Source organism: Crinalium epipsammum PCC 9333 (assembly GCF_000317495.1).
GTDB classification, from domain to species: domain Bacteria; phylum Cyanobacteriota; class Cyanobacteriia; order Cyanobacteriales; family PCC-9333; genus Crinalium; species Crinalium epipsammum.
In genome coordinates, this window is sequence record NC_019753.1 from 1,732,156 (window position 1) to 1,751,487 (window position 19,332).

17 protein-coding genes are annotated in these 19,332 nt (G+C 41.2%); 9 read left to right on the top strand and 8 right to left on the bottom strand.

Annotation, left to right across the window (positions count from 1 at the left end; genetic code table 11):
- Positions 1 to 22: 22 nt before the first annotated feature.
- A complete protein-coding gene (locus tag CRI9333_RS07400) occupies positions 23 to 955 on the bottom strand; it encodes a TIGR04168 family protein (RefSeq protein WP_015202545.1) in 933 nt (310 codons plus the stop codon).
- 217 nt (positions 956 to 1,172) lie between these two features.
- Here CRI9333_RS07400 and nadA point away from each other — a divergent pair, with 217 nt between their 5' ends.
- The gene (gene nadA, locus CRI9333_RS07405) at positions 1,173 to 2,147 is read left to right on the top strand and encodes a quinolinate synthase NadA (RefSeq protein WP_015202546.1); all 975 of its coding nucleotides are present in this window, start codon (positions 1,173 to 1,175) and stop codon (positions 2,145 to 2,147) included.
- Between the two features lie 72 nt (positions 2,148 to 2,219).
- On the opposite strand, the gene CRI9333_RS24800 is transcribed toward nadA, so the two are convergent.
- Entirely contained in the window at positions 2,220 to 3,179 is a 960-nt protein-coding gene (locus tag CRI9333_RS24800; RefSeq protein WP_015202547.1) for an SGNH/GDSL hydrolase family protein, read from the bottom strand.
- A 44-nt stretch (positions 3,180 to 3,223) separates the two neighbouring features.
- On the opposite strand from CRI9333_RS24800, the gene CRI9333_RS07415 reads away from it, so the two are divergent.
- Together CRI9333_RS07415 and CRI9333_RS07420 are read left to right on the top strand one after the other, a co-directional pair.
- Positions 3,224 to 3,868, top strand: a complete 645-nt coding sequence (locus tag CRI9333_RS07415) for a TIGR04282 family arsenosugar biosynthesis glycosyltransferase (protein ID WP_015202548.1) — start codon at positions 3,224 to 3,226, stop codon at positions 3,866 to 3,868.
- A gap of 18 nt (positions 3,869 to 3,886) precedes the next feature.
- Positions 3,887 to 4,561 (top strand): TIGR04283 family arsenosugar biosynthesis glycosyltransferase, encoded by a 675-nt coding sequence (locus CRI9333_RS07420; protein ID WP_015202549.1) that lies wholly within the window; start codon positions 3,887 to 3,889, stop codon positions 4,559 to 4,561.
- A gap of 112 nt (positions 4,562 to 4,673) precedes the next feature.
- Here the strand turns inward: CRI9333_RS07420 and CRI9333_RS07425 are convergent, their stop codons facing one another.
- The 3 genes from CRI9333_RS07425 to CRI9333_RS07440 form a co-directional block, all read right to left on the bottom strand.
- On the bottom strand, positions 4,674 to 6,440 hold the full coding sequence (locus tag CRI9333_RS07425; RefSeq protein WP_041226462.1) for a M61 family metallopeptidase: 1,767 nt from the start codon (positions 6,438 to 6,440) through the stop codon (positions 4,674 to 4,676).
- 153 nt (positions 6,441 to 6,593) lie between these two features.
- A complete protein-coding gene (locus tag CRI9333_RS07430) occupies positions 6,594 to 7,277 on the bottom strand; it encodes a Crp/Fnr family transcriptional regulator (protein ID WP_015202551.1) in 684 nt (227 codons plus the stop codon).
- Positions 7,278 to 7,618: 341 nt separating this feature from the next.
- Complete coding sequence (locus tag CRI9333_RS07440) at positions 7,619 to 8,791, bottom strand: HetZ-related protein 2 (protein WP_015202552.1); 1,173 nt, start codon at positions 8,789 to 8,791, stop codon at positions 7,619 to 7,621.
- A gap of 390 nt (positions 8,792 to 9,181) precedes the next feature.
- Here CRI9333_RS07440 and CRI9333_RS07445 point away from each other — a divergent pair, with 390 nt between their 5' ends.
- A complete protein-coding gene (locus CRI9333_RS07445; RefSeq protein ID WP_015202553.1) occupies positions 9,182 to 10,159 on the top strand; it encodes an S-layer homology domain-containing protein in 978 nt (325 codons plus the stop codon).
- A 34-nt stretch (positions 10,160 to 10,193) separates the two neighbouring features.
- Here the strand turns inward: CRI9333_RS07445 and CRI9333_RS07450 are convergent, their stop codons facing one another.
- Together CRI9333_RS07450 and CRI9333_RS07455 are read right to left on the bottom strand one after the other, a co-directional pair.
- Complete coding sequence (locus CRI9333_RS07450; protein ID WP_015202554.1) at positions 10,194 to 11,150, bottom strand: WD40/YVTN/BNR-like repeat-containing protein; 957 nt, start codon at positions 11,148 to 11,150, stop codon at positions 10,194 to 10,196.
- Positions 11,143 to 11,694, bottom strand: a complete 552-nt coding sequence (locus CRI9333_RS07455) for an NADPH-dependent FMN reductase (protein ID WP_015202555.1) — start codon at positions 11,692 to 11,694, stop codon at positions 11,143 to 11,145. The genes CRI9333_RS07450 and CRI9333_RS07455 overlap by 8 nt, the downstream gene beginning before the upstream one ends.
- A gap of 604 nt (positions 11,695 to 12,298) precedes the next feature.
- On the opposite strand from CRI9333_RS07455, the gene iscB reads away from it, so the two are divergent.
- From iscB to CRI9333_RS07480, 5 genes are all read left to right on the top strand, one after another.
- Complete coding sequence (iscB, locus tag CRI9333_RS07460) at positions 12,299 to 13,573, top strand: RNA-guided endonuclease IscB (protein ID WP_015202556.1); 1,275 nt, start codon at positions 12,299 to 12,301, stop codon at positions 13,571 to 13,573.
- 86 nt (positions 13,574 to 13,659) lie between these two features.
- Positions 13,660 to 15,237, top strand: a complete 1,578-nt coding sequence (locus tag CRI9333_RS07465) for a helicase C-terminal domain-containing protein (RefSeq protein ID WP_015202557.1) — start codon at positions 13,660 to 13,662, stop codon at positions 15,235 to 15,237.
- A gap of 134 nt (positions 15,238 to 15,371) precedes the next feature.
- Positions 15,372 to 15,584 (top strand): DUF2839 domain-containing protein, encoded by a 213-nt coding sequence (locus CRI9333_RS07470; RefSeq protein ID WP_015202558.1) that lies wholly within the window; start codon positions 15,372 to 15,374, stop codon positions 15,582 to 15,584.
- Between the two features lie 392 nt (positions 15,585 to 15,976).
- The gene (locus CRI9333_RS07475; protein WP_015202559.1) at positions 15,977 to 16,321 is read left to right on the top strand and encodes a DUF1815 family protein; all 345 of its coding nucleotides are present in this window, start codon (positions 15,977 to 15,979) and stop codon (positions 16,319 to 16,321) included.
- Positions 16,322 to 16,475: 154 nt separating this feature from the next.
- The gene (locus tag CRI9333_RS07480; RefSeq protein ID WP_015202560.1) at positions 16,476 to 17,369 is read left to right on the top strand and encodes an alpha/beta fold hydrolase; all 894 of its coding nucleotides are present in this window, start codon (positions 16,476 to 16,478) and stop codon (positions 17,367 to 17,369) included.
- A gap of 282 nt (positions 17,370 to 17,651) precedes the next feature.
- Here the strand turns inward: CRI9333_RS07480 and CRI9333_RS07485 are convergent, their stop codons facing one another.
- On the bottom strand, positions 17,652 to 19,325 hold the full coding sequence (locus CRI9333_RS07485; protein WP_157462417.1) for a DUF1565 domain-containing protein: 1,674 nt from the start codon (positions 19,323 to 19,325) through the stop codon (positions 17,652 to 17,654).
- Between the last annotated feature and the right edge of the window lie 7 nt (positions 19,326 to 19,332).

Consider the following 19,332-nt stretch of genomic DNA (forward strand, 5'->3'; position numbering starts at 1 on the left):
AATTAGCTGTTAGCAGTCCCAGTTATATAGATGGAACAACTTCAGTACTACGGCGATAAAGAATTTCTTCAGATGCGATCGCAAACTCTTTGTCAACCCAAACCAAAGATGCTTCTGTCACAACACCACCTTCTAAAGCTACAAGGGAGAAGTTACGCAGACGGTTATTTTCAGTGGCGATAATTCTCGGTACACGCGCTGCATTTAAGTAAACGGTTTCCTCTGGACTGATATATATAGATGTCCGCAAACGTTCCTTGGTATGCCTTAGTTTATGGTGCATATGACCAAATGTAACTAAAGCAACGGTTTTACCAAAAATGCGAGTTTGGGCGATCGCTTGTTCCAAATCTGGATCTCCAAAATCTCCCCCCAAGGGTTCCCAATCTTTCCCACAAGGATCTTCTGCGTGGTCGCCTAAACCTTTAGGTCCATTGTGACCTAAAAATATCACGGTATCATAAGCCGCACTTTTGGCCGCCCCTAAAATGCGCTTGGTAGATTCTTCGATACTTGCTACACCAAAGCGTTCTTGATAAAAATCTTTATATTTCCATTTAGAACCACCCCAACTAAAAGGACGACTCCCCACCACCGTTAACTTAAATTCTGGGAAGTCTAGCTTACCGTACCCGACATCTGCTGTACCCAGTAAATCTATCTGTTCCTGTACCCAGTCTTCTTTGCGCCTGTCGTAAGGACACTTATTTCTACCCCACTCTGTAGCAGTGTACCAAGCATCGTGGTTGCCAAAAACTGCTGCCTTGGGAATGTCAACAGATGAGATCGCCTGCACCACCGATACTGACTCATTGCCAAAATCCCCTACAAACAGCACCAAGTCAACACCTAGCTGCTTGAGAGCGATCGCATCATCCTCCTCCCATTGATCGTGAACATCCCCAACTATCGCAATTTTGACGATTAATTGCTCTTGATTCCTATGATTGCCCATACCTACTTTTTCCTTGATCCTTTTCCAGGATATGCAAGTACAGCGTATTTTTGCATTAATCTTCAGTTACTTATAGCAATTAGCTGTTCACATCTACCTCCTCTTCCCCCTCACTCCTGCCTCCTCCCTCCTCTCTTTTTCCATCAATTTTGGTAAAAACAACTATAATTATTTATTAAGAAGACTATAAATTCCTACTCTAGGTAGACCCAAATTAGTGTTTATTACTACCCTTCCACCTCAAAACCAGACCCAAATACCCGTACTCCCCCATGATTTATTTGAGGCAATTCAAGTCCTCAAACACAAGTTAAACGCTGTCATCCTTGCCCATTATTATCAAGATCCCGACATTCAGGATGTCGCAGACTATATAGGCGACTCTCTAGAACTTGCGCGGAAAGCAGCCAACACCAACGCAGATGTAATCGTTTTTGCTGGCGTTCACTTCATGGCAGAAACCGCCAAAATTCTCAACCCCAATAAACTCGTACTCTTACCAGACTTAAATGCTGGTTGTTCACTTGCCGATAGTTGCCCACCAGATCAATTTGCCGCCTTTAAAGCTGCTCATCCCGATCATTTAGTAATTTCTTATATTAACTGCACCGCCGAAATCAAGGCGATGAGCGATATTATTTGCACCAGTTCCAACGCAGTTAAACTTGTCAACCAAATTCCCAAAGACCAGCCAATTATTTTTGGACCAGATAGGAATTTAGGGCGATATGTCATGGAACAAACTGGGAGAGATTTGTTGCTGTGGCAAGGTGCTTGTATGGTGCATGAAAACTTTTCTGAAAAGAAAATTGTTCAACTCAAAATTACTCATCCTGAAGCAGAAGTACTGGCTCACCCAGAATGTGAACCTCCAGTATTACGCCATGCTAATTACATTGGCTCTACTAGCGCATTACTAAAGTATTCTCAGCAAAGTTACAATAAGTCTTTTATTGTGGCAACTGAGCCAGGTATTATTCACCAAATGCAAAAGCAGACACCTGACAAACGTTATATTCCAGCGCCACCAATAAATAATTGCGCCTGCAACGAATGCCCTTATATGCGACTGAATACGCTAGAAAAACTCTTCTTAGCTATGAAAAATAGTACCCCTGAAATAACCTTACCAGAGCATATTCGTGTAGCTGCTTTGCGACCAATTCAAAGGATGTTAGAAATGAGCGTTTAACAATTAACACTTATCAGTAATCAGTTTTGAGTTCTCTATACAAAGTATAGCGGATAACACTAATATCCCAGATTAAAACTGATTACTGTTAACTGGTGACGGTTGACTATTTACTGGTGACTGATTACTGTTAACTGGTGACGGTTGACTATTTACTGGTGACTGTTTACTGGTGACTGATTCTGGGCTAACTCCACAATCTTGCTTAGGCAAGTTAATAATATTTAATAGTGCTTTACGATAAATTTTTATCCCCTCTGGGTTAAGATGAACACCGTCAGTTGTAAAATTCTTTCTCAAAGCTTGACCTTGGTATAAAGGTTGAATATCCGCTTCAAAAAGTGTTGCTTTCTCCCTAGCTGCAACTTGACGAATTAAAGCATTTATTTCTTCTACTCTCTCAATAGAACCCGCCATTTTGGGGTTACGACTTGCTTCAACTGTAGAGTAAAAAGCCGGAATTACATATACCTGATTAGCACCCATACTTTTAGCTAACAAAATAGTATCTTTCAAGTTTTTAACAAAAGCTTCATTAGTAATTTGATAATCAGCATCATTAGTACCAATAGCCATAATTCCTGTTTGACATTTAACACTCACAGAGTTTAAAAGTTTCATCTGCGCTAAGAGAGAAACTGTACTCATGCCACCGATAGCAAAATTAAAGTTTTCCTCGCCTAAAGTATCACCCAAAGCTGAAGAAATTGAATCCCCGAACAAACATACTTTATATTGTTTATTTTGACTGGAACTAACCTGAGATTTAACTCGTTTTTGCCACCAAGGTTCAGAAGTTAAATTGTCTGTCAGTATAGCAGTTGGCTTAAATTGTACTGGTCGATTAATTTTTAAATTTGAATTGGTATTAAATGCTGGTATTATAGGATTATTTTTGGAGTTGCTCACTGATGATGCTGCCATCACCTCATCACCAACCCCATAAATTTGAATTCTACTCAGGTTAAGCACACCCAATCCCGTAAATAAAACCGTTATTACATACTTAGTTACGGCTGAAATTTTACTCATAGATGTCAATTTTCACAAATTAGTTTGTCTATATTACAAGGAAAATGCTCTATACAAAAGGGGAAGCAGCTACGGAAAGCTTAATTATTTTTACCCGTTATCCAGAACCAGGAAAGACAAAAACTCGGTTAATTCCAGCTTTAGGTGCTGAAGGCGCGGCTAACCTTGGGCGCAAGATGACTGAACATACTCTTAATCAGGTGAAGGAACTGCAAAGTTTGCGCTTAATTGCTGTAGCCGTTTATTTTGCTGGTGGCAATACCCAGTTAATGCAGCAATGGCTAGGATCTGATTTGAGATACCAGTGTCAGGGAGAAGGCGATTTGGGTTCGCGCATGGCGTTAGCTTTTGCCAACGCTTTTGAGGAGGGGAGTAAGAGCGTAGTAATTATAGGTACTGACTGTCCTAGTTTAAAGCCTAAACTGATGGAGGATGCTTTTAAAACGCTTTCTCAACATGATTTAGTGCTGGGTCCTGCACAAGATGGGGGATATTATTTAATTGGATTGCGTCGGTTCATTCCAGAACTGTTTACAGGTATTAACTGGGGAACATCCTCAGTTTTGCAACAAACTGTAACAATTGGAAAACAGTTAGATTTAGCTCTAGCCTATCTTCCTACTCTCGCTGATGTGGATCGCCCAGAAGATTTGTCAGTTTTGCATCAAACTAACTTGCGCTATTTGTGAGTAATATGTAATTTTTAAATGGAAAGAATTTCAATAATTATTCCTGTTTTAAACGAAGAAAACACAATTATCCAAACATTATCTAATCTTGAAAATGCCTCAAATATAGAAATAATTGTGGTTGATGGTGGTAGTAAAGATGAAACAATAGCTGTAGCAAAATCATTTGGTGTGCAAGTTATCTCTTCTGGTCTTGGTCGTGCTACTCAAATGAATATGGGTGCTACAGTTGCCACAGGTGACATTTTATTATTTCTCCACGCGGATACTAGGATACCGCCTAATTTTGACATCCTAATTCGTCAAGCTTTAACAGGTAATTTTATTGCTGGCGCGTTTGAACTGAAAATTGATGCCAATTTGCGGGGAATACGACTGATTGAAAAGATGGTGAATTTGCGATCGCACTTATTCTCTCTTCCCTACGGCGACCAAGCTATATTTATCCGGTCAAAAGTATTTCACGAAATTGGCGGCTTTCCAAATTTACCCATTATGGAAGACTTTGTATTTATCCGCCAGTTAAAAAAAATGGACAAAATTAAGATTATCCCTCAACCTGTGCTGACATCAGGAAGACGGTGGCAGAAACTTGGGGTAATCAAAACTACACTGATTAACCAGTTAATAATTATCGGGTATTTTTTGGGAGTTTCACCAAATCAATTAGCTCGCTGGTATCGTAAAAAATAAGCTTACTTTAAACCAGCCACCTCAAGAGTAATAAAAAGTTTGATCGCACATACACAATATCTGCGTTTATCTGCGTTTATCTGCTTCCATCTGCGGTCTAAAAAGCGATCAGTTATCCCAACCAACCAGCAAAATTTTGTTGTTGAACTTCTGAAGAATTTTCAATAAATATAACTTGGTAGCGACTAGGTTTAGGATCTGCTAATTTTACTGCCAAAGTACGCAGTTGATCTTGATGAAAAACAGTGAGATGGATAGTATCACCACTACGGTAATCTTTAAGGCGATCGCCTAACTGTTCTGATGTCACCTTAAATCCATTAATTGCCAACAACTCATCATTAGGATCAATACCCGCAATTTGTGCTGGAGAACCCGCTTCCACAAACTTAATTAATTCGCGTCCATTCTCCGTTTTAACCGTCATACCTAAATAAGGAACAAATTCATCTTCCGTAATACCAATCAGCTTAAGACCAAAAGGTTCAAGATAATCATTAAATGGTAACTCCTCAGTCCCATCAATATAACGGTTAAAAAACTCACTTAAATTAATTTCAGCTACAGACTCAATCACTTGGCGCAATTCTTCAGGAGTAAAACCTACTTCGGCTTGTCCAAATTTTTGCCACATGATCAGCATGACATGATCGAGCGATCGCTTATTTTGATGACGCGCCCGAATTAACAAATCCAGCAACAACGATACCATTTCCCCTTTTAAGTAGTAGGAAATTTGAGAATTGCTGCTATTAGCATCTGGTCTATAAAGCTTAATCCAAGCATCAAAACTAGATTCACTTAAAGGTTGGATTAATCGTCCAGAGGTAGTTTGAAAACGAGTAATTTCTTTACTCAAATTTTCCAAATAAGTTTTTGTATCATATATTCCCGCTCTTTTAGGAATAATTAAATCATAGTAACTTGTAGTCCCCTCACTAAACCAAAGATCAGGCGTATAATTTTCTTGGTCGTAATTAAATACCTCTAAACCTTTTGGTCGGATGCGCTTAACATTCCACAGGTGAAAGAATTCATGCGCCACCAGTTGCATAAACCTATTATATTTATCAAGCGCCCTAAAACCAAAGCGGGGATAAAGTAAAGAACACGAATTTTTATGTTCTAAACCGCCGCCACCAGTGGAAGTTAAATGCAATAAAAACAAATATTTTTCATAGGGTAGCCCTCCAAAAAGTTCGGATTCAACCTCAATAACTTTTTTAGTATCTTCAATAATAGACTCTACTGGAAAGTTTCCCTCACCCCAAATAGCTAATTGATGTGGTTTGCCTAATACTTCAAACTCATATAACTGATGGCAACCAATTTCAAACGGGCTATCTACCAACGTATCAAAATCCGCAGCCTCAAAAGTATTACTTCCATCCACCCTTGGTAAAGGTGTAATCACTTGCCAATCCGGTTTTGGCGGTACAATTGTGATCTGAATTGGCATCTGCTCAAATCCTGGCACTCTAAAGCACAAAGCAGCAGGATTAAAATAGCCGTGAGTTGCATCTAAATGATTAGTCCGTACCGACAATTCATTAGCAAATATGCGGTATTGCACAGTAATATCATTAATGCCAGTTGTTTCAATTTGCCAATGATTTTTACTGAATTTAGACCAATTTAAATCTTTGCCATTTTGATTAGTGGCAGAAAAATTTTGCAAATGTTTAGAATATTCCCGCACTAAATAAGAACCAGGAGTCCAAACAGGCATTGTTAAATCTAGAATTGATGCCTGCCAATTGTTTACTTTTAAAGTGACTACAAATAAATGCGACTCTGGTTGTGGCATCGCCACTTGATAAGCGATTGTAGGCGAAGTCTGGGATAATTTATTAGGGCGAACAACAGTTGCTTTAGTCATTTTTATTATAGCTATAACCAAATATGTTAGGACATTCTTGATTCTGAAACCATTGGTAACAAAAGCTTTTAAAAAAGCTGTAGTAGCTCTGCGCTGTGGCGTAACTATCATCTTATAGCTGATAGCTTTTAGCTGACGGCGGAAAGCTTTTAGCTAACCGTGTTTAGCCAGTTGCGTCAACTGCTTAAGATTAACTAAGCTGAGTGTTTGGCGTGCTGAATCAATTTTGATCCAACCTTTACTTTCTAATTTATCCATAATTTTTGTTGTGTCTTGAACACTAATATCTGTTACATCTGCCAAATCGTTGACAGGGATATTAAAAATTTCTGTTCCTTGCGGGGTAGTTTCGCCGTAGTTTTCTGCCAGAGAAACTAGCGTATTGGCTAACTTAACAGCAGGTGGCTGATTACGCCGTTGAAAGCGAACATTAGTTTGGCGCAAACGCCTGACTATCAGTTGCAATAGGCGGTGGTGCAACTGGGGATCTTTGAATAGAGTTTGAATGAATTTTTGGGCTGAGACACTGAGTAAATCTACTCTAGACAAAGCTATTACATCAGTGGAACGCGGAGATTCGTCAAGAATTGCCATTTCCCCAAAGAAATCACCCTTACCTAAAATTGCGAGTGTGGCGGCATTTTCCCCGTGCAAGCGTCGCACTTTAACCCAGCCGGATACTACAAAGTAAACTGCGTTGCCCCAAGCATCTTCCATTAAGACAGCCCTGTTGGATGGGTATTCGTGTTCAACAGCAATTGACAGTAGCCCATCAAGCGTCTCTTTGTCAGCATTGTTAAACAGGGGGAAAAGCTCACTAAAAGCTTTAGTCTGCATGAAATTTATTAAAAATTATGTTTTTTTACTGGAGATTGGTTGAGTGTAGTATATCGGTAGTTTAAAACTTGATAGTATACACCCTAAAAACAATTGGTTTGTGCAGTTAATGCACTAGAAATCGTCCTTAACTCTATTTTGCCAGAAGCATCCAAGTTTACCCTTATTGTTACTTTTATTAGTTATCAGCCATCAGTTATCAGTTCTTACTTCCATCGTTGGGAAGTGGGAGTTGAACAAATCAATTGTTTAGCTATTTTTAACGCCAATAAAAGTAATTCCTCAATAGGTAGTTCTTTAAACTTATTATAAAAAACTTAGCCTTGCTGCTAAAGACCTGTTTAAACATCGCTGCGTAAAGCTTGAGCAGCTAAATAAACTTTACTCCATTCACCTATCACCTGATTGGTTTTGAGCTTTAACTCACTTGCGATCGCTTCTATCGTTTTACCTGCTTGCAACTTCTCAAGTAGTTGATGTTGCTCTGGAGTCAAATTTGCTAAGAATTGTTGCCATTGACTTGATGTTAGACCCAAGTTATGTTCCTGCAAGGAAATTTGCAACCAACTAGCAACTAATTCTGGCTGACTTTTTAGGGCAAAAACACGAATGGCATGATAACTGATTTTTTCCCGTAGGCGGTAAACTTGCTTAATCTGCAAATTTAAAGAACTGGCGATCGCTTCTTGAGTTTGACCTTGCAGATAAAGTCTCAGCCATTCTCCTGCTTCCTTACCCACATTTTCGACTAAATAAGCGAAAAATTCATCCTTAACAGCAGTTCTTAAAGTTTGTTGCTCTTCCCAAGCCAGATTTTCTTGATACTGAGCAACTGCTTGTGAGTCTAGCAAGCTTAAAGGCGCGTCGTTCTCATCAGGGCTGACTTCTTCAGAAACTAAGCGAACTAAATCACCTTCTGGTACATGGGTAATGCCTCCTCGTTGCGATCGCCTTAAATAGTTAACAAAACGATACACTAACAAAGGTTGATTGCGAATCGGTCGCAGACAATACTCTTCAACGCTAGTAAGAATTAAAGCATTACGCAAACGAGCATCTTTAGTACACTGGGAAATCCAACTAATTTGCTGTTGAATATAGCGATCGCTATGTAGTAGTTCCTGAATTACCTCTTGCAAAACATCTACCACAGCACGCTGGCGATCGCGACTCAAAGCCACCCAAGTTTTAATTTTATTCCTTAAAACTGCCAAACTTCCCAAACGCTGCATCAGATTTCGATAAGCCCGCTCTTGCCCTATTCCCAAATAGCGTTGTCGCAAAATTCGGTAACGATAGTCCATAGCTTGCTCCGCAATGGTTAACTGCGGAGGCGTAAGCTGATCAAAACGCTCATGATCTTCTCCGATTAACCAGCGAATGATACTTTCTCTAGTTACTGGGTTGTGTTCAGGACACTCTATTGCTAGTCTTTCTTGCCACTTCTGGGTCAGTTCAGCTACCCAACTTGCCATGAGATTGCGCTCCTCAAAGCCCTTGTTTAACGTTTGCATCACAAACCTCATTACATCATTTAATACTGCCCTGTACTAGCTGCTCCTTTTCTTTACTAAGTTTAGCCACCAGATATTTTGTGATTAAACTTATTGTGAACTAGCACCACAGAACATTTATGCACTGAGACTGCGATTTAGACTAATAAGTGTCCAAATTTACTACCCAGGAGGCATTGGCATTGCTGCTCAAACTGTTAACTTTTGTACATTGCTATTACTTAAGCAATGCTTAAATTAGTATTTTTACTTTAATTAGGTAAAAATTCTCGATTTGTGTTAACAGCTTAATGAAGTGAACAACTCCATAGCTATACACTCAACTCTTGAAATTAAGTGAATCAACACTGCTACAAATTTGTTTGTTGCTGCTAGTTAGGTGCTTCTAAAATGAGTAATCCGCCTCCACCCGATCCACGTTCATCTCGGCTAGGATTTGATGAGTTGGTAGGTATTGTTGTTGCTTTTAGTGCGATCGGCACAATATTAGCTTGGTCGCTGAGTCCCAAAAATCAGAACTTTAACTTAAATAGTCTGTCGCCGTCGTCTTCACCCACATCTGAAGATAAAAAATTACCAACTCCAAATCCGCCAACAGCCTCCAGCAGTCCGACTCAAACACCAATTCCCCTGCCACTCCTGCTTCCAATCCCATCCCCTACCCCTGAACCCACCACTGCTGCTATCCCTCTACCTGTTAACCCAACAGCAACACCACAGAAGTCACCCAAATCTGCACCAGCCTCAACTGCATCAGTAAAGAAGCCACCAGCAGGGTCAGCAGTGAAGTTTTCAGATGTGCCAAAAGACTTTTGGGCGCGGCGTTATATAGAAGCTTTAAGTGCTAGGGGTATTATTCAAGGCTTTTCTAATGGCACATTTCGACCTAACGCCACAATGACGAGAGCAAATTTTGCTTCTCAGTTGCAAAAAGCTTTTGAGAAAGAACCTAGTTTTAAAATACCCAACTACAAAGACGTACCGTCTACAAACAAGGCGTTACCAGCAATTAAAGAAACTGCCAGAACAGGTTTCTTGCGCGGCTATCCAGGACCAATATTTCGACCAAAAGAACCAGTTCATAGAGTGGAAGTGTTAGTTGCCCTTGCTAATGGCTTGGGTTTAAAAACCCCACCTGCACCAGAAAAAGTTGTACAGAGGTATCAAGATGCCAAGCAAATTCCTGACTATGCAATTAAGCCAGTAGCAGCAGCAATGCAAGCGGGTTTAGTGGGAACTAGCTCAAATCAGAAGTTACTAAAGCCTAACCAACGAGCTACCCGTGCTGAAATAGCGGCTTGGGTTTATCAAGCTTTGGAAAAAGTTAAAACAGAAAAGCAGCCCGCAAAGCCTGCTGCTAAAAAGTGATTAGGTGTAAGGCAACTAATTTAGTCTGCAAGCTTTAAATACAGACAAGCGATCGCACCATCGGTAAATCTTTTGCCATTAACGAGAAGCGATCGCCTTGATCAAAACTAACGTAAACCTCATGCCTAGTTGCAGCCACGATCCCACCAGCTTGATCCAGTGCGATCGCCCATACTGGTGTGTTAAATTGCCCTGGCAAACCGCCAGTTAATTTTTCCCACTTTTCTCCACCATCATCACTACGATAAATAGCTGCATTCGCCCCACCTCTTGCCCAACCCGGCGGAGGTGTAGCTGCTGCCCCCGTATAAAGTCGATGAGGCAATTCTTTCAACATCAAAAATGGGATAGTATACCGACGATCCAGCCCATTCATCATATTCTGCCAATTTTTACCACCATCGTCGCTGCGATAAAATCCTCCACCAGTAGTGGCATACAACTGTGTATTATCAGCAGCAGGTGTGACGGTATGGACATCCCAATACAGCCCATTATTTAAACTTTCCCACGTTTCGCCTCTATCAATACTACGATAGACACCTCCTTCTTCCACGCCAATATAAACACCGCTTACAACCTGGGGATCAGGGGCAATATAACGGACGTGAGAGATATGTGGTGGTGGTGGGAAAGTCCATTTTTCATAGCCTGGAATTTTTTTGATCGACTCACAAGCTGTCCAACTTTTTCCTCCATCTTCACTGCGATACAACATCGCTGGAGATACACCGATATAAAGCAAATTGGCATCACGGGGATCAGCCGCAAATGACCACACTTCCTCAGTTACAGGCTGAGGATTCACCAGTTGCCAATTGCCTTGGTTTGTCCGCACCCACAGAGCATTTTCCTTCGTCAGGGCAAATACTTTTCCTTCAGCAGTTGTTAAAAACGATGCGGTAGAAATTCCTACTTCCTGCTGTAAACCAGACTCGTTATTATCTAGCCGAAAAACACCTTTGTCAGTACCTACCAAGATGTTAGCCATGATTGATACCTTGTAATTTTCGAGTACTTTCTACAAGACTTTGAGCAAACTGATCGAACCTTTCCGAAAGCTTTTCATCTAGCAACTTGCCATCAGCACCAAAAGCTTTCCAAGCTTGCCCAATAGCAATTTGCTCAGGTATTACCCAAGCGTGTACCCAACGCATAATAATTCTGAGGTCGTTGAGCGCATTATTATTGGATTGACCCCCCAACACACTCATCAACCCTGTGACTTTGTTGCTTAAATGTTCAAAACTCATCAAATCTAAGGCATTTTTGAGTACGCCACTGACACTACCGTGATACTCTGGCGTAGCCAAAATTAAACCATGTGCATTCTTAACTGCTTCACGCAACCGCTCCAGATCAGGGTAGTCAGGATAGTCAGACTCCCCATTACAGAACGGTAAATTCATTGTTCGTAAATCAAAAATTTCTACTTCAGCACCTAGTGCTTCTAGCCGTTGAGCAGTTAATGTCAACGCTTGCTGGCTATACGATTCTGGTCGTAAACTCCCGCCAATACCAACAATTTTTACCATAAATTTTGCTCCAGTAATCAGGTTAATTAAAATCTTAAATACTAACGATCAAAAAAGTCATACTCGTTATGACTACATATAATTTAACTAATGAAACTCTTTTGTGTCAAGTTGTAGCTGTAGTTGCCGAAGTTGTAAATGTATAACCAAGCGCCAGTTTGAGATATTTCAGACCTAATTGCCTTCACAAGGAATCAAATCTGCCATTGTCATAATTAAAAAAGCGTTATGGAACCCATAGCAATAATGCTAGATAGGGCAGCTAAACGTTAATGTCCATTTCTGGAGGTGTAAAGAGCGCCAATTGAGCTTGTCAGCACCCCGCACTAAAGTGACGGGGCTATGCGGGGAGCGCAGGCTATTCGCTTCGCGAAGGCTTCGCCAACGCCAATATGCCTCCGACTTTAGGTAGCTGACCAGTCTAAGCGCAAGCTACGTTCGGATTAAGAGTTAAAGTTCATACCTTGGGTTACGATGCTAGACCCAAGCTCTATAACCAAAAAGTTAAACATTCTTACGAGGGGTAAGAAAGTGCTTTTTGGAAAGTACCGAATCCGAACATTGACGAAGCGAACGTTACGAGAAACTCAGAAGAGACGCAACAATGTCTAACTTTATTTTAGTTCTAGATACTAACCGTAAGCCACTCAACCCTTGTACACCAGGGATTGCTAGAGGTTTGCTCAAATCAGGGAAAGCCAGAGTATTTAGGCGATTCCCATTTGTAATCATCCTTAACAAAGCGGTTTTGAGTAGTCCCGCACAGATGCAACTAAAACTTGACCCTGGTTCAAAAACAACAGGAATAGCTTTATTGCAAGGAGAACAAGTTGTTTTTGGTGCAGAACTTACCCATCGCGGACAGCAGATTAAGAATGCTCTTGAATCACGTAGAGCATTAAGAAGAGGGAGAAGGAGTCGTAAAACTCGCTATCGTAAACCTCGATTTTTAAATCGTACTCGTCAATGCGGTTGGTTAGCTCCAAGCCTGCAACACAGAGTAGAAACAATATTAACTTGGGTTAATCGCTTGCGTCGATATGCCCCCATCACAAATATTTCTACTGAACTTGTCCGATTTGATATGCTCGCTTTAGACAATCCTGAAATATCAGGAATTGAGTACCAGCAAGGCACGTTGTTCGGGTATGAAGTTAGGGAATATTTGTTAGCTAAATGGGATCGCAAGTGTGCTTATTGCAGTGCTGAAAATGTCCCTTTACAAATTGAACATATTCACCCCAAAGCTAAAGGTGGAACAAATCGAATCTCTAATCTGTGCGTCGCCTGTGAGCCTTGCAACATCAAGAAAGGGACTCAGGATGTTGAGGTTTTTCTAACAAAGAAACCAGATGTTTTGAAAAGAATCTTGGCACAAGCCAAACGTCCCTTAAAAGATGCTTCTGCTGTTAACTCAACACGATGGGCATTAATGAACCGATTGAAGCAAACAGGTTTGCCTGTCCTTGCAGCAAGTGGAGGCAAAACCAAATTTAATAGATGTCGGTTGTTATTACCTAAAACTCATTGGTTGGATGCTGCTTGTGTTGGAGAAGTTGAACAATTAGAAGTAAAAACTACACAACCATTGCTAATTAAAGCTACGGGGCATGGAACCCGTCAGATGTGCGGGACGGATCGTTTCGGTTTTCCAACTCGCCATCGCAAGACAATCCAAATTCACAAAGGTTTTCAGACTGGCGACATTGTTAAAGCTGCGGTTAGAGAGGGCAAAAAATTTGGTACTTACGTTGGTCGCGTTCTGTGTCGAGCTACAGGCAGCTTTGATATTGCAACAAAGTCAGGACGAGTGGCTGGCATCAGTCACAAATTTTGTACGCACATTCATCGGAAGGATGGATATAACTATGCCTATTAAGAACCGTAGGCGGTTAAAACCGCTATCTCGCTTTCCTCTCCGCAATAAATTAACGGATCTTCCCGCATCGGCATCGGAGGTATTTTGTGATTGAGGTAGAAGTACATTCTTCCCTGCGTGCCTTGCTGCGATTTGCCAAGAGCAACACTGAGAAGCTACCACCTGGGCTGGTTACTGACTGGCCTCATCATTTAACAATGGCGCGACTGGTAGCACGGGCGCTACGACTAGGGCGTTCTGCACTAATTCAAACAGGGGTTCCAACTGGTAATCCTTACGGGCGCTATCGCTTGAGTTATTTAGCGCCCGCGTTGCTTTGGAAAGAAGCAGTAATTTTGGTTACACCAGAATCTACACAGCAGCGATTAATTGAGGTGGAAATTCCCCAACTGCAACAGTGGCTTCAGACCGACAAAGTGATCCACACAGGCTCACACTTGCCTGATAAAGGCTTTCAGGGGTTGCTGCTCACTTCACCCGAATCTTGGTTAGCCGATCAACTTTGCGGGGATCAATCATTTCCCCTGGGTATTCCTACAATCATTGATGGTGCTGATGATTTAGAAGCATGGGCGCGTGAGCAGCTTACAACCTGTATCCAGCCTAGTGACTGGGATGAACTTATGGAAGCATTTCCAAAGCTGGCGGATTCAATTCGAGATGCCCGTGTACGCTTAACAAAAGCTATCTTTCAACATCCTGCAAATCCCTACGAATGTTATTTAATTGAGCCACCAGAGCAGGATATTTTGCGTTCTTTAGCTCAAAAACTCCAAATTGCTGTTGTTGAGAACAGTAAGTTAAACTTACCTGCGGCATGGCAAAATTTTGGGCAGCGTTGGCAAACAGAGGCTCCGTTGATGTGGGCATCAGTTGCGCGATCGCTCTTGCAATTTTCCCTCTACTCGAGCCCCTTAGAAGTAGCCACAGCCCTTAGTAAAGTATGGTCACAGCAACCCTTAGTGTTAATTGGAGGAGCATTAGAAATAGATTCAGAAGCACCTGTTTATCGGCAACAACTTGGTTTACCAGACTTAACTTGCTTGAAATTTTCACCCGATCGCCAAAGTGAATTAATCCAACTTTACGTGCCAGATAAGTTGCCGATGCCAAACACTCCTCAATTTCAAGAAGCTTTGATCAGACAAATCTGCATTTTGTTAGCAACTGTATTACTAGATCCCCATAGTCCTGACATTAAAAAACCAATCGTGATCTTGGTTGGGGATGTACCCCTTAAAGCACAGGTAGCGACAATTTTGGCATCTGAATTTGGTTCACGAGTGCAGGTTGAAGATACCAACGTAGATAGCACTGGTATTCTGATCAGTGGTTGGGAATTCTGGCGACAGCATCAAAGTTTTTTACCTTCTCCCCAAATGCTAATTATTGCCACGTTGCCGATTCCATCTTTAGAAGATCCCTTAGTTGCGGGTCGAGTAACTTACTATAAGCAACGTAGCCAAGATTGGTTTCGCTTATATCTGCTGCCAGCAGCAATTAGAGAATTACAACGTGCGATCGCCCCAGTCAGAGAATCACAAGGTGTCGTTGCCATTCTAGATAACCGTGTCAACCATCGCAGCTATGGACAGCAAGTTTTAACAGCCCTTAGCCCATTAGCACGGATTAACTATCCAGATACCAACTGGTTTAGACAGTAATAATAATCGGTGTACTTAAAACCAATCGCTAAGGCAGACGTTGGAAATGTTCTGTACCTCCTCTGCCCCTCTGCCCCTCCGCTTGCTCTGTCCTCAATAAAAGTTATGATCAATCCAAAATTCAAAAAAAATCTATGGGTGAAGCAAAGCGTCGTAAAGAAGCATTAGCAGAAAAATACGGTCAAAAAGAAAAAATCTTTCCGTGGCTGCCAATTACTAAAGGTCAAGGAGAACAGTTTGTTAACTGGAGTACCCAAGGCGCTTGGATTGGAATTGGCTTCCTCATCGTTTACTGGATAGTCATCCGATTTGTTGGACCAGCATTCGGCTGGTGGCAAATCGAATAAGTTAATCCACAGACGCGCTGCTGCAATTAAGCAGCGCCAGATCGCTTCCCAGTAAGATATTAAAAGTTAAAAAACTTCTACTTCACATAGATGTCAGCTAGTTTTATGAGAAATATAGCTTATTTCTATCTTTTAAGGTCAAGTGCTGACTAATAACTCATTCCATAGGTAGAACATTAATTTAATAGCTTGATCTTAGGATGCAAGCAAGTTACATTGACAGCTTCAGGTCTACTGAGGTGCAGGGATAATCAAATTCATAGATGACCAGGCGCTCTTGAGTCTACCTAGACTCTTTTAATACTTAGATCAGGTGTATACTGAGACTGCCAAGTTAATTATTAAGAAAATATTAAATTTATACAATTACTTGTGGTGTTTGGAGAGGAACCGTGTTTATACGACTTGCAGATCAACACCGTCAATTTGTACAGGATTTGGTGATGAACCTCCAAGCCCTAGCAACAGTGCTAGAACAGCGAGGTTATTTAGCATCCTGCTACACTTGCGGCAACCAAATGAATAGCGCCTCGTTTATGGTGAGCTTGGGGGATAATCATCTGATTCGCTTTTTAGTATCAGATTATGGTATTACCTGGACAGAAATGCGGGACGACAGAGAACTAATGAAGCTAGAAGGTGCTGAAGCCATTAGTCAGTTACAGGATTTAGCAAATTTAGTCACATATTCCATTAAACCTTCGGAAGTTCGCTCCCCAGTGACACAGAGGTGCTAAATTTCAATCATCAATGACCTGAGCGAGCTAAACTTACTAATGCCTTAACTATTGCTAATGAAAGGTTACTCTAATTTGATCCCCGCAATGTTAACCTTAAAAGTAGGGCTAATCAACGGAATCAATAGAAGTCCTCTCATTATTACCTTTAAGTATGCAACCGTATAGTGCATCTCTGGATTTAGGCTGGCAACATCAGTTTATTGAAACAAATAATATTCGCTTACACTGTGTCACTCAAGGGCAAGGAGATTTAGTTTTACTCCTGCATGGGTTTCCAGAGTTTTGGTATTCATGGCGACATCAAATTCCAGCTTTAGCTCGTCATTTTAAGGTTGTAGTTCCAGATTTACGTGGATATAACTATTCCGACAAACCTAAAACTGGCTATGACTTAGATACCTTGAGTACAGATATCCAGGGTTTAATTGAAAGTTTAGGATATGTTAAAGCTCATATAGCTGGGCATGATTGGGGTGGTGCGATCGCCTGGAATTTAGCACAAAAGTTTCCTAATGTAATCAATCACTTGGCTGTGTTAAATGCACCACATCCACAGCGTTTTTTGCATGAATTAAGTAATAATTTAGATCAACTGCGTCGTAGTTGGTATGTTTTAGCATTTCAAATTCCTGGTTTACCAGAATGGGTAATTCAGCAAAACATCAAAAATTTTGTTAAAGATGTATTCCGAGGGTTGGCTGTTCGCAAAGGTGCTTTTAGTGCTGAAGATAATCAAATATATCAAGAAGCACTAGAGAAACCAGGTGTAATTGCTGCTGCGGTTAGCTACTATCGCCAACTGCTTACTCCTCAAAATTGGCTGCACAACTGGAATCACCAACCAATACCTGTAACAGTACCAACATTAGTTTTGTGGAGCGAAGAAGATTCCCTGTTAAGCCAAAAACTTACCCAGGGTATGGAAAAGTTGATCTCAGCACCCTTCCAACTAAAATTTGTACCGCATTGTGGTCACTGGATGCAGCAGGAAGTTCCCCAAACTGTCAATCGAGAACTGTTAAACTTTTTTCGATCAGCTAATTAATACTCACTGATAAGCGGTCAGCAGTCAGCTATCAGCGTAAAGACCTCTTATTTCGCGTATCTACATCATGCGCCAGTTTTACAAGGGTTTCAGAATGTTTATTTTGAAACCCTGGAAAAAATTGGCTTTAAAAGAAGCTAAGTAGCTCCACATTAAAAAAGATCAAATGCAAATTTCCCCCTCCTCGAATTTCGGGGAGGGGGTTGGGGGGTGGGGTAATGTGTTTAATTAGGTTGACCTACTTAATAGCTATTAGCTATATATCAAGTCGAAGCAAAAGATTTAACGCTGAGTAGTTTGAGGGTTTCTTACCAGATAAGCTGAGGCAATAGGTTGAGCGCGTCCCGCATTCACCAGCGCCTGGTAAACAAAAGCTGCAACTTCTGCCCTAGTAGCTTCTCGGTTAGGATCAAGCTTAGTAGCAACGGGATAGTTAACAACTAGCTGTTTAGCGGTAGCACCAGCTACGGCTGTCGTAGCGTATTGAGGAATTAAAGACCTATCTTGATAAACTGACAATACACTGGTGTCATCGGAACGCAATTTCAAACCACTAGCCAGAGAAACCAGTGCTTGGACACGAGGGATACGTTGGTTGGGTAGAAATTTATTCCCTGGATAACCAGAAATAAAGCCACCACGAGCGGCTGTTTGAATTGCTTGATATCCCCAGAAATTGCTACTAACATCGACAAAATTGATCGCAGGGTTTTCAGGGGCGGGCGTAAAAGCTTTGTTGATAATCGCCGCAAACTGAGCGCGAGTAACAGGTTCACTGGGACGGAAGGTATTATCATTAAAACCAGCAATAATACCTTGATTTGCCAACGCTTCAATATAAGCATTAGCCCAATGTCCTTGGGTATCTGTAAAGCGACTTGCTACTGGTGCTGTGTTGGTAAACTCTACACGACCACGAATGCGTTGAGGATCAATATTGTTACCGTAGGCAAGCAATATGTTGCTGCTTGTAGCATTGTAGATATCGTAGCGACCGTTGTTGCTAATGCGATTTTCTCCAGCCGTTTCTGCTGTGCCTAAATTAGGTTGAGCTTTGCTAATTACGACAATACCATCCCGTTGATTACCCTCAATTATATTATTCCGTAAAACAGGAGTAGCATTAGAGGCAACAACAATGCCATCAACGTTTTGTAAAATCCGGTTTTGTGCAATTAAAGGAGATGCCTGATCAGTAATCGCAATCCCAAAACCCGTATTTTGAAATAAGTTGTCGCGAATTTCTCCTTGGGAATTTCTAACTAGAGAAATGCCTTGCCCATCATTATTTATAAAGACGTTGCCTTCAATTTTGGGGTTAGCATTTCCGGTAACATAAATACCCTCACGTTTATTTTTAGAAAAGGTATTGTTAGTTACACGAGGGTTAGTAGATTGAATCCATAAACCAGTGCCACGAGTGTTGGGGTTGGTAATGGTAAGTCCAGTAATAACACTGTCTTGTTCTGCCAGAAGTGTGACGCTTTGATTAGCTTCTGTGCTGCTAACGTAATTAGCCCCACCAATAATTGCTACTGTTTGACCTTGGGTAGATGGATTACCACGTAGAGTCACGCCTCTAGGAATTACAATTGGGAATACTTCGCCTGTGTTAGCAGTATATGACCCATTTGCCAGTTGCACTACTGTACCCGCCTCTGCTCTTTGGAGGGCTGCGGTGATTGTACGTAGTGGTGTCTGTTCGCTATTACCAGCACTCTCACTATCTGTACCAGTGGCTAGGTTGACATAAATAACCTTTGTGCCTGCGGGTATCTGAGCCGTAAGTATTGGTGGTGCTGGATTTGCTGTAGCTACGACTGTTAAAGTTCCACCTGACCACAAACATATTGCACTCAGTAAAGATATGCCTAGTTTAAAGCTATTAGCATGATGCTTAACAGGCTGGGCAGTGGTAATTGCCGAGGAATTAACAGAATTAACGGTATTTTTCATTATTTTG

What these genes read in the sequence shown, in the direction of transcription:
- CRI9333_RS07400 (WP_015202545.1), bottom strand. Translation starts at nt 955, where the DNA reads ATGGGCAATCATAGGAATCAAGAGCAATTAATCGTCAAAATTGCGATA.
- CRI9333_RS24800 (WP_015202547.1), bottom strand. Translation starts at nt 3,179, where the DNA reads ATGAGTAAAATTTCAGCCGTAACTAAGTATGTAATAACGGTTTTATTT.
- CRI9333_RS07415 (WP_015202548.1), top strand. Translation starts at nt 3,224, where the DNA reads ATGCTCTATACAAAAGGGGAAGCAGCTACGGAAAGCTTAATTATTTTT.
- CRI9333_RS07420 (WP_015202549.1), top strand. Translation starts at nt 3,887, where the DNA reads ATGGAAAGAATTTCAATAATTATTCCTGTTTTAAACGAAGAAAACACA.
- CRI9333_RS07425 (WP_041226462.1), bottom strand. Translation starts at nt 6,440, where the DNA reads ATGACTAAAGCAACTGTTGTTCGCCCTAATAAATTATCCCAGACTTCG.
- CRI9333_RS07430 (WP_015202551.1), bottom strand. Translation starts at nt 7,277, where the DNA reads ATGCAGACTAAAGCTTTTAGTGAGCTTTTCCCCCTGTTTAACAATGCT.
- CRI9333_RS07440 (WP_015202552.1), bottom strand. Translation starts at nt 8,791, where the DNA reads ATGCAAACGTTAAACAAGGGCTTTGAGGAGCGCAATCTCATGGCAAGT.
- CRI9333_RS07445 (WP_015202553.1), top strand. Translation starts at nt 9,182, where the DNA reads ATGAGTAATCCGCCTCCACCCGATCCACGTTCATCTCGGCTAGGATTT.
- CRI9333_RS07450 (WP_015202554.1), bottom strand. Translation starts at nt 11,150, where the DNA reads ATGGCTAACATCTTGGTAGGTACTGACAAAGGTGTTTTTCGGCTAGAT.
- CRI9333_RS07455 (WP_015202555.1), bottom strand. Translation starts at nt 11,694, where the DNA reads ATGGTAAAAATTGTTGGTATTGGCGGGAGTTTACGACCAGAATCGTAT.
- iscB (WP_015202556.1), top strand. Translation starts at nt 12,299, where the DNA reads ATGTCTAACTTTATTTTAGTTCTAGATACTAACCGTAAGCCACTCAAC.
- CRI9333_RS07470 (WP_015202558.1), top strand. Translation starts at nt 15,372, where the DNA reads ATGGGTGAAGCAAAGCGTCGTAAAGAAGCATTAGCAGAAAAATACGGT.
- CRI9333_RS07480 (WP_015202560.1), top strand. Translation starts at nt 16,476, where the DNA reads ATGCAACCGTATAGTGCATCTCTGGATTTAGGCTGGCAACATCAGTTT.
- CRI9333_RS07485 (WP_157462417.1), bottom strand. Translation starts at nt 19,325, where the DNA reads ATGAAAAATACCGTTAATTCTGTTAATTCCTCGGCAATTACCACTGCC.